9 protein-coding genes are annotated in these 11,199 nt (G+C 49.6%); 6 read left to right on the forward strand and 3 right to left on the reverse strand.

Features of this window, described 5'->3' with window-relative positions; all coding sequences use genetic code 11:
* The coding region (locus AC2215_RS10270) for an RNA-guided endonuclease InsQ/TnpB family protein (protein ID WP_486809896.1) at nucleotides 1–831 on the forward strand (831 nt) is incomplete at its 5' end.
* Between the two features lie 70 nt (nucleotides 832–901).
* The gene (locus tag AC2215_RS10275) at nucleotides 902–3,958 is read left to right on the forward strand and encodes a cyclic nucleotide-binding domain-containing protein (RefSeq protein WP_486809897.1); all 3,057 of its coding nucleotides are present in this window, start codon (nucleotides 902–904) and stop codon (nucleotides 3,956–3,958) included.
* A 156-nt stretch (nucleotides 3,959–4,114) separates the two neighbouring features.
* On the opposite strand, the gene AC2215_RS10280 is transcribed toward AC2215_RS10275, so the two are convergent.
* The gene (locus AC2215_RS10280) at nucleotides 4,115–5,020 is read right to left on the reverse strand and encodes a bestrophin family protein (protein ID WP_486809898.1); all 906 of its coding nucleotides are present in this window, start codon (nucleotides 5,018–5,020) and stop codon (nucleotides 4,115–4,117) included.
* Between the two features lie 245 nt (nucleotides 5,021–5,265).
* Between AC2215_RS10280 and bshA the strand changes: the two genes are divergently transcribed.
* The 4 genes from bshA (at nucleotide 5,266) to AC2215_RS10300 (ending at nucleotide 9,846) form a co-directional block, all read left to right on the forward strand.
* Nucleotides 5,266–6,432 carry an N-acetyl-alpha-D-glucosaminyl L-malate synthase BshA gene (gene bshA / locus AC2215_RS10285; RefSeq protein WP_486809899.1) on the forward strand — a complete coding sequence of 389 codons (1,167 nt, stop codon included), beginning with the start codon at nucleotides 5,266–5,268 and terminating at the stop codon, nucleotides 6,430–6,432.
* Nucleotides 6,433–6,499: 67 nt separating this feature from the next.
* The gene (locus AC2215_RS10290) at nucleotides 6,500–8,062 is read left to right on the forward strand and encodes a glucosamine inositolphosphorylceramide transferase family protein (RefSeq protein ID WP_486809900.1); all 1,563 of its coding nucleotides are present in this window, start codon (nucleotides 6,500–6,502) and stop codon (nucleotides 8,060–8,062) included.
* A gap of 144 nt (nucleotides 8,063–8,206) precedes the next feature.
* Entirely contained in the window at nucleotides 8,207–9,706 is a 1,500-nt protein-coding gene (locus tag AC2215_RS10295) for an MFS transporter (protein ID WP_486809901.1), read from the forward strand.
* Nucleotides 9,703–9,846 (forward strand): hypothetical protein, encoded by a 144-nt coding sequence (locus AC2215_RS10300; protein WP_486809902.1) that lies wholly within the window; start codon nucleotides 9,703–9,705, stop codon nucleotides 9,844–9,846. Before AC2215_RS10295 ends, AC2215_RS10300 begins: the two co-directional genes overlap by 4 nt.
* Here the strand turns inward: AC2215_RS10300 and AC2215_RS10305 are convergent.
* On the reverse strand, nucleotides 9,834–10,559 hold the full coding sequence (locus tag AC2215_RS10305) for a dinitrogenase iron-molybdenum cofactor biosynthesis protein (protein ID WP_486809903.1): 726 nt from the start codon (nucleotides 10,557–10,559) through the stop codon (nucleotides 9,834–9,836). The two genes, AC2215_RS10300 and AC2215_RS10305, sit on opposite strands and share 13 nt — an antisense overlap.
* Before the next feature lie 185 nt (nucleotides 10,560–10,744).
* Nucleotides 10,745–11,080 (reverse strand): hypothetical protein, encoded by a 336-nt coding sequence (locus tag AC2215_RS10310; RefSeq protein WP_486809904.1) that lies wholly within the window; start codon nucleotides 11,078–11,080, stop codon nucleotides 10,745–10,747.
* Between the last annotated feature and the right edge of the window lie 119 nt (nucleotides 11,081–11,199).

Consider the following 11,199-nt stretch of genomic DNA (forward strand, 5'->3'; position numbering starts at 1 on the left):
GAGGACGTTATCGAAGTCCGAATCCTCCCGAAACTGGGTCAGTTCTACGTCGAGTACGTCTACTTCAATCGAGGTGCGCGTTGCCCCCTGAACCATCTCGATCGCACCCAAGCGCTGGGAATAGACCACGGTCGGGACAACTGGTTAACTTGCGTCTCCACCCTCGGTAAATCTTTCATCATCGACGGTCGCAAGCTCAAAAGCCTGAACCTTCGGTATAACAAGCGGGTTGGGAAGCTCAAATCCGGCAAGCCCGAAAAATACTGGGATGCCGAGTTAGACCGAGTGACCACCCAGCGCAACAACCAAATGCGCGACGCCATCAACAAGACTGCCCGATTCCTAGTCAATCACTGCCTGATGAACAAAATCGGTACGATCGTCTTCGGTTGGAATCCCGGCCAGAAAGATGGTGCGAATATGAGTCGGGTACAAAATCAGCAATTCGTCCAAATCCCCACGGGACGGCTCAAAGAACGGATTCGTCAGTTGTGCCAAGAGTACGGCATCCGGTTTGTGGAGACTGAAGAAGCTTATACCTCGAAAGCATCGTTTTTGGATGGTGACTTTCTACCTCGGCACGGTGAAAAACCCAGCCAGTGGAAGCCATCGGGAAAGCGAGTGCAGCGGGGGTTATATCGAGCTTCTAGCGGTCAAATGGTCAATGCTGACTGCAACGGGGCAGCCAACATCCTCCGAAAAGTAAGCACACAGCTAGGTATTAGCCTAGCCAAGGTGTCTACGGGAGTATTGAACCTCCCACAGCGCTATAGCGTGTTCAGTGACTTGAGACGATTGTATCGCAGGGTGGCTCCAGCACACGCTTTGTGATGCTGGAGCCACTAACCTAGAATCCACGGTCTTTTAAGCCGTGGAGAGTTCAAAATTTGGAGTACTTCTGGTGAAAAAGCTCAGTTCGAACCCGATCGGAGATACAAATGCCCTACTGTACAGTTTAAAAGGGTTACAGACGATCGGGACTGTCCTTCACATCGCCGCTCATCCCGATGACGAAGATATTGGACTGCTCTCTTATATTTCCCATAAATATGGAGCCAAAGCCGTTTACTGGTCGGCCACTCGTGGCGAAGCCGGACAAAATCGGATTGCCCCTTACCTAGATACAGAGCTGGGTGTCTTTCGTTCTTGGGAAGCCAATAATGCCCGAGCCATTGATGGTGGCACCTGCTTGTACGGTCCTTTTATCGATTTTGGCTATACCAAGACGGCGGCAGAGTGCTTGCAAAAATGGGGAAAAACTGAAGTCCTCAAGGAAATGGTGCGCGTCATCCGTGCCGTGCAACCCCAGATTATCGTGTCTCGCTGGCGGGGCGTGGCAGATGATTTTCACGGTCACCATCAAGCCGTCGGTTTGGTGACCTACGATGCTTTTGAAGCGGCCGGAGATCCCAACCAGTTCCCAGAGTTGATTCAAGACGGGTTAGCCCCCTGGCAGCCTCAGAAGTTTTACTATAGCTGCAATAACTCCGGCGGAGACCAAAGTGCCGGCGGGGCTTTGAATCTCTTCGGTCATCGCAACCCCGACTACGAAACAGATGGCATTGTTTGCATCAACACTGGCGAATTAGATCCGATCGCCGGTATGACCTATCAGGAACAAGCTTGGCTTGCCTACAACCAACATCAATCTCAAGGGATGGGAGTCATTCCCAAGCCGGGGGATTTCTGTTACTACTTTTCCCTGCACAAAAGTCTCGTTCCCACCCCAAATCGAGAAACGGATTTGTACGACGGCTTAGACTCATCCCTCACGGGTCTTGCGGATTATCCCGGTCAGGGTTCCCAATGGCTGCGAACAAAACTGCTTCTGGCCAAAGAGAAAGTGCAAGACGCGATGGGACGCTTTGCCTGCGGGACGATCGAGGTTGCCGAACCCCTGTTAGAGGGTCTAGTTTATTTGCGCGAACTGCAAACCGATTTACCCACCCAATTCCCCGATGACGATCGACGACGACAGGCGCTCGATCGGGCACTGACCCAAAAAATTCAAGACTTTGAGACCCTCATTTGTCACGCTCTGGGATTGCGATTGGAATGCCTCACCGATGATGGTCGAGTAACCCCAGGACAACAATTTCAATGCGACTTGCACCTGTGGAACCATCGTAATCTGCCACTGGACTCGGTGAACTTGACCCTCCATCTACCACCGGAATGGCAGCAACAGCCGCAGGATGCTGGTGCAACAGCCTCGTCAGACGCGAGTGCCAGCTATCAGGTCACCGTCGATCGTCACTCGACCATGAGTTGTCCTTACTGGCTGAGCGATCCCCCCAACCATTATCGCTATCAATGGCCCCAGGGTTATGTCGGAGAGCCTTTTAACGCACCGTTAATGGGCGGAACCTGCGAGATTGTTTACCAACAACAGCGTTTAACCTTGCAAGCACCGGCATTGTTCCGAGAGAAATTTATGGGGGGTTCGCGAGCGTTACCTTTGGCGGTGATTCCACCCATCTCCCTCCATCCAGCCAACCAGGAAACCATCTTGCTAGACGCCCATGGGAAGATGCAAGCTCTCGAACTTTCGATCGTCGCGCGCAGTAACATGGAGCATCATGGCGTCAACGGTCGCTTGCGGCTGGAAGTCCCAGCGGGTTGGCAGGTGGAACCCGCTGATATCGATTTGGCGATGGGTAAAGTTGGGAGCGCTCAAACCTTGACGTTTAAAGTCGTCCTCCCCGAAAATACCCTCACCGCCGATTATGTATTGCGCTATGTCATCTCCGTAGACGGTCGGGATTACGATGTGGTTCTCAATCCCGTACGGATGGCAACGCCGGGTTTACCGGGTTCCCCCTCTGAAAGCAACTGCATTCAAGAAACGTACATTCTCAAACCCGCAACCATCAATGTCAAAGTACTTGATGTCAAATTTGAGGCGGGTCTGCGCTATGGCTACGTTGAGGGGATTGCAGAAAAGATTCGGGCATCTTTAACCAGCTTCGGCATCGACTTTCATGGGATTACCGATGCAGAAATGGGATTTATCGACTTGCAGCAATTTGATGCCATTGTCATCGGTCCCAATGCCTATGTGGTGCGAGAATCTTTACGTAAATGCGCCCAACGTTTCCTCGATTATGTGGAGCGCGGTGGCACGCTCATCGTCCAGTATCAGGGATATGCGTTTGAGGGGAAGGGATTTACACCTTACCCCTTTAAATTCAATCAGCCTCACGATCGCGTTTCCATCGAAGAAGACCCCTCTCCGGAAATTCTCCAACCCGACCACTTTCTCGCCAACTACCCGAATCAGATGAGTGAAGAATCGTTTTTGGGTTGGAAGCAGGATGTGGGACTGTACTTCTTTGGCGAGTGGGACGAGCGCTACGAGTCCGTGTTCTCCTGTCACGATCCCGGCGAAGATCCCAAACATGGCTGTCTGGTCATTGCCAGTTACGGTCGGGGAACGTATGTTTATACGGGCTTTACCTTCTTTCGACAACTACCCGCCGGTCACCTCGGCGCGTTCCGTCTGTTTGCCAATCTCCTAGCGGTTCCCATGGCTCGAAGATGCGATCGCACGGCAATTCTCCAAAATATTCCCTTGTTTTCGTTGATGGATGACGAGCAGCTCGCTGAAGTGGCGCAGGTGATTTCTGAGTGTCGCATGGAACGCGATGCGTATGTATTCCGCCAGGGCGATCGCAGCGAACAGATGTATATTCTGACTCAGGGGGCGATCGAGATTTTGAAAGGTACGCAGAAAGACCCGGAGCAAAACGCACCTACCATGACAACCGTAGAACCGGGTAGCATCTTGGGTGAGATGGAAGCCATCGCCAACTTACCCCGCTCGACGAGCGCCCGAATTCGAGAGGATGCTCATCTGTTGGTTATCGATCGCGATCGATTGCGAAAATTGATGCACGATCGCCCAGAGATTGCCGATCGAGTGCTGAGCGTGCTGGCAACCCACATCGTTTCACCCTAACCCGAGTGCGCAGAGATAGCAATCGCTATTGTTGTGAGGACATCGGTGAAAGCGAGCTGGGGGAGTAAGGGGAGCTGGGGAGGCTGGGGGAGAGAGATGCTCGTGTCAGAAGACCGTCCTCACTTTCGTGGCGACTGCTATACCGCCTCCAAGCCGTTATCGGGATTCGATCTGACCAGCGCCCGAATCGAAGGTACTCAGCTCTTCAATGTTGCCTTGGATGGCTTGACAAATGGCATCTAGGGGGAGATCGTTCGGGTCGTGACCGAAAGGATTCTCAATTTCGAGACCAATTTCCTCAATGCCGAGCAAGGTGAAGCTAATCAAACCCGTGGAAAACCCGGTCATCCAACCTAGCTCGGCAACGAGGTCAAAGGGCAAAATCAAACAGTAAATCAGGAGTAACTGCTTCAAATGAATAGAATAAGCCGCTGGTAATGGGGTTTTTAAAATTCGCTCGCAGCCTCCGAGATAGTCCACCAGTTTATTCAAAAGTTCGACGATTTCATTGAGTTGATACACATCCAAGCGACCCCGTTGATATTGGGTATTGAGATAATCTCGAATCCAAAATGCAACTTTGAGCGGGGGATGAGAGGTGGTTTGCAACGTATTGTATTGGGCTGGGGAAACCAATGGAGCCAGCTCCTCGAGCGGCTCGCCACGCAGGTAGAGTTTGGTGGCCACAGCAAAAGCAATCACCAGGCGCAACGCGGCCTGTTTCTGGGTTCGATCGACCGGTTCCTTCTCATCCACCAAAACCCAGATTTGTTGGGAAATATTGCGTGAAGAACAAAGAATACTGCCCCAAATTTTGCGACCTTCCCAGAAGCGATCGTAAGCGGTATTCGTCCGAAAAACGAGTAAAAGTCCCAGCACCAAAGTCGGTACTAAATTCCCCAGTGCTGGATTAGAGACGGACCAGCCATTGACGTAGAGCCAAGAAACGAGATAACCAAAAGCACTGCAAAACAGCACTCTGGGGAATATAGCCGGAATCACTGATTTTTGAATCGTCAGTATTCCCTTGAGCCATTGACGAGTATGTTGTCCGATGTACATCCTAATTCCTAAATCCCTCCGGGTAACTCTTGAGACTGTTGCGTCGTTCGATGGGTCTCTTCTCTATTCAGTTTTACACTGAAACATTGCGATTTGATTTAGAATATCCCTTCGAGGTTAAAAGCTCGCATTGCATCAAAACAGTTTGGAATCTTGTCCGATCGATTGACCTGCGGGTGGGGATTCGTCCATCATGCTCTTGTCAGAATCGACGTTTCAGAACTTCACTCTAAGGAAAATCGACCGTGCGCATTGGCATCATGTGTCATACCAGTTTAGGAGGCAGCGTTCGGATCGCCCGAGAGCTAGCCCTGGCATTAGCTCAACGAGACCATCAGGTACATTTCATCATTCCAGCCGTGCCTCCTGGAAGTTGGGACGATCGTCATCGCGGTATTCACTATCACCTTGGGGCAATCGATCCGGCAAGCGATCGCCATCCCGCTAGCTTGCATGCGGTTTGGTCGGATACAGAACTCGAGACCTATACCGATCGAGTGTGTCAAATTATCCAATCCGAAGCACTCGAAATTTTGCATTTTCATTATGCAGTTCCCTTTGCCCAGATATTTGCCCGCGTCCGAGCTAGATTGCACGAGACTTGCCCGTTGCTGGTGGGGACTCTGCATGGCACTGATGTGACCTTGCTCGGCCGCGATCCGGTCATCGGTCGCCAACTGACATCTGCATTACGGGCACTCGACGGGCTAACTACCGTGTCGCACTGTTACGCTCGTCTGGCTGCTGAAGTCTTTGCATTACCCAAATTGCCCGAAGTCATTCCCAATTTTGTCGATTGCACTCGGTTTCGATCGACTCCCATTCAAAGGATTGGACGGGACAAATCAAGACAACCCAAATTAGTGCATATTTCTAATTTTCGACCGGTGAAAAATACCCAGGCGATCGCCCATATTTTTTTTGCCTTACGTCAGAAAATCGATGCCCAGTTGTGGTTAATTGGTGATGGTCCAGAGCTGCCAATGGTGAAAGAAATTATCGATCGAAGCGATTTTCGAGAGGATGTTATATTTTGGGGCGTGCAAAAAGATGTGATACCGCTCTTGTCGCAAACCAATTTACTGTTGATTACCAGTCATCAAGAGAGTTTCTGTTTAGCTGCATTAGAAGCGATGAGTTGTGGCGTTCCAGTGGTTGCGACTCAGGTTGGGGGACTGCCAGAACTGGTTCGCCATGGTGTGAGTGGTTTTTTATTCCCACCCGAAAACCCCAGTGCAGCAGTGGACGCAGCGGTTACACTACTTACCGATCGAGAACAACATCAAGCCACGAGCACAGCGGCAATTTCACAAGCTCGGCAATACGATCGCTCGCGGATTATTCCCCGCTACGAACACTTTTATCAAAGTCTGCAACAGCAGCATCATTTTTCCGAGATAGCCGAGACATAATTGGGATTAGAACATGAATTTTGACACTAGCCCTCCCGAAAATCAGAAAACAATTAAATTCGGAATCATGTGCAGCGGCACAAATTTTCAACAATGGCAAGCCAATGCGATTCTCTCCCTTCTCGAGCACGATCGCCTTGAGTGCCAGTTAATTATTTTTCATAAAAAAGGACAGTTCAAGCGGAAGGAAAAATTCAAACACTTTCTTTGGAGCCAGTACTTTACCTTGGCTAAAAATCGATCGCGAGCGGTTCAAACGGTCGATCTATCTTCAAAATTAACGGATACTCCCAGTTTGAATTGTCAAATTCAGAAAAAAGGAAAGTTTTCCGAATATTTTTACGATTCCGATATTTCAGAAATCGAAGAGCGTAACTTGGATTTTATTTTAAAGTTTTCCCGTGGTATTATCCGAGGCAAAATTTTAGACACGGCAAAATATGGGATTTGGTCGTTTCATCATGATGATGAAATGAAATATCGAGGCAGACCCGCTTGCTTTTGGGAAATATACAATCAAGATTGCATTACCGGAGCCATACTGCAGAGAATCACAGATAAACTCGACGGGGGAACGGTACTCAAAAAAGGTTTCTTTAAAACCGATGACTCATATGTCAAAAATCGGGATCGAGTTTACCTTGAAAGTGCTAAATGGCCGAAAAAAGTTTGTGTCGATATTTTAAATAATCATGCAGATTATTTCGATCGAGAAGCATCTTCGACTAAAGCACCGATTTATTACCTGCCCACCAACGCTCAGTTTCTTAACTTTTTATTCCAACAGAATCTCAAGAAGCTTCAAGATTCCGTTCGGCGTCTGACTTTAGTCAATCGGGCGAGTTTCGGAGTTGCCCGTACCCGGATTCAATCGTTGCCAGAGAAAGACGAACAGCCATCAATCGAATGGTTTTCAACTCCGCCGCAAGGTCGATCGTATTTTCATCCTTCTGCACTGGCTGATGGCAATCAATTACATATATTTTTGGAATGTTACTCCGAAGGAGATCGAAAGGGAACGATTGCCTATACCTGTTATGAAGATGGCCGGTTCTCTGAATTAAAAATAATAATTAATGAGGAATTTTCGGTATCCTCTCCATATATTTTAAAGGTCGATAGCGAGATTTATATGGTTCTTGAAAATCGGACAGAGAACAAACTGCTTTTGTACAAATCGACGAACTTTCCCCTGCAATGGGAGATAGAAAAGGTGGCGATCGAGAATTTTACTGGAACTGGAAATACGTTACTGCACGATCGAGGAATCTGGTGGATGTTTTCATCCGATCGCAATGATGGTGAGACCTATAATCTGAACCTATTTTATGCAGATGACCTATTCGGAACATGGCAACCCCACCCTCAAAATCCCGTTAAAACTGACGTTCGATCGGCAAAACCAGCCGGAACTCCGTTTATCTCCAACGGTGAATTGTATCGCCCCGCTGTGAATTTTGCCCAGACCGAATTGGGTCGCATTACCATTAATCAAGTCAGAACGATGACCCAAGAGAAATATCACGAAGTTGAGTGCGCCGAAGTTTTGCCCGATCGGATTTATCATCTATGGGAAGCCGGCGACTATACCATTATTGCCGGATGTCAGGAGACTTTTCGAGCGACTTAGGCGATCGAGAGGAAGACGATCGCCCTTTTGGCGCAGGGGATTGTCAGAAACTGGAGATGCGAGAAAGGGTTACAGCCATAGTTAACGACAGCGATCGAGAAATCTGACCACCATTCCCTGATTTTGAATATAGCGATATGCTTTATGAACTCAGGCTGTCCTCACCATCTTGGCAACTGCGACAATACCCCATTCTTTTATTGCGATCGCATGACAACCACCACCGGGCCTTTATCTTTCCAAGACCAACTCGACAAATCTAAAATTACCCGACCGATGTGGGTACTGTGGATGTTGTCTGCCGGTCTGATTGCCCTCGATGGCTTCGACTTTTTTATTATCGGCGTTGCCATGCCGTTCATCCGACTCGATTTCGGTCTCGATGCCGCACAAACCGGAGCCATTGCCGTCGCTGCCGTCGCTGGAGCCCTCGTGGGGTCTGGGACGTTGGGACCGATTACCGATAATATCGGTCGCCAGCGGATGTTGGCCATTGATGTGGCGATTTTCATCATCGCCTCGGCGGCCAGTGCCTTGGCGTGGAATGCCACGTCGTTAATTCTATTTCGCTTTTTAGTTGGGGTGGGGATTGGGGCGGATTATCCCATCAGCGTTTCCTACATCACCGAAAACGTGCCATCTCGATTTCGCGGTCGCATGGTGGTGAGTGCCTTTAGCTTCCAGGCCGTTGGCGCGTTGCTGGGGGCGATCGTCGGGTTTAGCGTCATGGAAATCTATAACCACCTCTATCCCGAGTCCGTGGAGGCGATCGTCAACTACGGGTGGCGGTGGATGTTAGGCGTTGGGGTGCTGTTTGCCGTCCTGATAGGCTGGTTGCGCCTGTCGTTTGCCATCGAAAGTCCCCTGTACTATATCGCCAAAGGTAACTATCAGGCCGCCTCAGAAGCCGCCACGCAAATTTTAACCTACCCGATCGCCATTACCCCCGAAACCAATCCACCCGAGGAAACGCCGAGTTTATCCTACAAAGCGCTATTTTCCCCCCAATACCGACGGCGCACGATTTTGGCATCCGTTCCTTGGTTTTTGCAAGACATCGCCACCTACGGCATCGGGATTTTTACCCCCAGCATTATTGCCGCCATTGTCTTTACCGAAGATACCCACTTAATGGTGCGAGAAATCGCCGCTGCCAAAGGTGCGGCATTCGTCGATGTCTTTTTGATTGTCGGTTTCTTGCTAGCGATCGCCTCGATCGAGCGTTTCGGTCGCATTAAGCTTCAAATGGTGGGCTTTTTCGGCATGGCGATCGGACTGTTGATGCTATCTGGTGCCGGGGGAGAACTCGAAGGCGGACCGCCGAATTTAGTACTGCTATTTGGCGGTTTTATTGTCTTCAACGTGATGATGAATATGGGACCGAACTCCACCACGTTTTTACTGTCCGGAGAAGTCTTCTCAACTGCCATTCGCGCCAGCGGTGCCGGGTTTGCTGCCGCTGTCGCCAAAGCCGGAGCGGTAGTCGGAACCTTTGGCTTGCCCCTCGTTCAACAGGCTTTAGGGGTTTCCAACCTACTCGTGGTGCTCGCCTCGATTTGTCTCGTCGCCGCTCTGATTACCTACCTGTTTCGCGTGGAAACCAAGGGTCGAGTTTTTGAGGGAGATGGGGAGATGGGGGGATGAGGAGATGGGGAGACAAGGGAGACAAGGAGACAAGGAGACAAGGAGACAAGGAGACAAGGGAGAATTTAGCCTCTGATGCCCTCGAAGCCCCCGAAGCCCCCGAAGCGCTCGTTGCCCCCGAAGCCCCTCATGCCCTGTAATTCTTCACCCGCTCACCGGCGGCAACGCCGATAATCTTGGCCAACCAGGGGGGAGGAGAGGTGGCGATCGCATTTTGGAGTTCCCCGAGAATCTCTCGTGCCGAACCGCCTTCATGTTTTTTCATCGGATAAATGCCGGCTTTTATGACTTTTGCCGCAGCCGGTCCTCCGACGGAAACGATGAATAAAACGTGACAATCTTGAATTAAATTGACTCGGAAACCATTTTTATCTTCAGATAAATCGGCTTCAATCGCCGATCGAATATCGATGAGTTTCAGGTCCGTTGCCGAGAGTTGATAGATGAGATAGCGCAGACACGATCCAAAATGACCGTCTAAGAGCTCTTGAGTGTTGGAGGCGACGGCAACGCGAATGGAACCGGGCATATCCTCTTCTATATAGGGTTCGATCGCCGGTAAGACCTCTGCTTCCTCCATCTGCCCCCACAGTATCCTCACAGCTTCCTTAAAAGCAGAAATTTCACCGGTATCTGCATCTTCGCCATCCTCTTCTCCATCGAGATCGTAGGTTTGTCCGAAGGCGGTTTTGAGATTGGTGACGGTGATTTTACTCAAGCTCGTTTCCGTGAGGGTATCGCCGAGATTCAGGTGCAGTGCGTCGAGTAAATCTGACACGGACATCTCGGGTAAAGCCCTGGCAGCTAAGGCGATTCTCAAGGCAACTTCATTGGAAATGGGTTGTGCGTTCATGGTTCTTCCTCTTAAGAATTGCGGATGGTGCGATCTCGACAGAAAAGAGTCATTAAAGCTCTACTGGAAAAGGGTTAAAGGGGAAAGAGGTAAGGAATCGATTTCTTCGATCTCAAAATTAATTCCATTTTTTTGCGTTCGAAACGTCTATTCACTCCAAAATCTAAAATCTCAACCCAATTCAGTTACTGGGCGATCCAACATAACTCCAACCAAAAACGAGAATCCGATTCTTTGAGAGATGATTTCGGATCGCGAATGAGTCGGGTCGCATTGACACAAACAACCTCCGTTAATCCTAGATAGTGAGCGACTTCTCGGAGTAATTCGAGCTGAAATCGAACGGAAGAAATAAACGGTTCGGGACAGTAAATTCCAACATACTGTAATGGTTTGGGAGGTTTTCCCCACTGCGTTTTGATGACTTTGACATAGCAATGAGACAGTAATGCTGCCGTTTTTGGGTAAAAACGTTCGATTGCCGCGATAAACTCACTAGAAAAATGCTCGTCAATTATCATTTTCACAATGATGCTTCAAGCTGAAATCAATGGATGTATAGCCGATCGCGCTCTTTACGTTACAAATTTTCAGCCATGGGGAACGGGGAATGGGGAACGGGGAATGGGGAACGGGGAAC

It is taken from the genome of Zarconia sp., from assembly GCF_057467645.1.

What these genes read in the sequence shown, in the direction of transcription:
- AC2215_RS10310 (WP_486809904.1), bottom strand. Translation starts at nt 11,080, where the DNA reads ATGATAATTGACGAGCATTTTTCTAGTGAGTTTATCGCGGCAATCGAA.
- AC2215_RS10290 (WP_486809900.1), top strand. Translation starts at nt 6,500, where the DNA reads ATGTGCAGCGGCACAAATTTTCAACAATGGCAAGCCAATGCGATTCTC.
- AC2215_RS10300 (WP_486809902.1), top strand. Translation starts at nt 9,703, where the DNA reads ATGAGGAGATGGGGAGACAAGGGAGACAAGGAGACAAGGAGACAAGGA.
- AC2215_RS10305 (WP_486809903.1), bottom strand. Translation starts at nt 10,559, where the DNA reads ATGAACGCACAACCCATTTCCAATGAAGTTGCCTTGAGAATCGCCTTA.
- AC2215_RS10280 (WP_486809898.1), bottom strand. Translation starts at nt 5,020, where the DNA reads ATGTACATCGGACAACATACTCGTCAATGGCTCAAGGGAATACTGACG.
- AC2215_RS10295 (WP_486809901.1), top strand. Translation starts at nt 8,207, where the DNA reads ATGAACTCAGGCTGTCCTCACCATCTTGGCAACTGCGACAATACCCCA.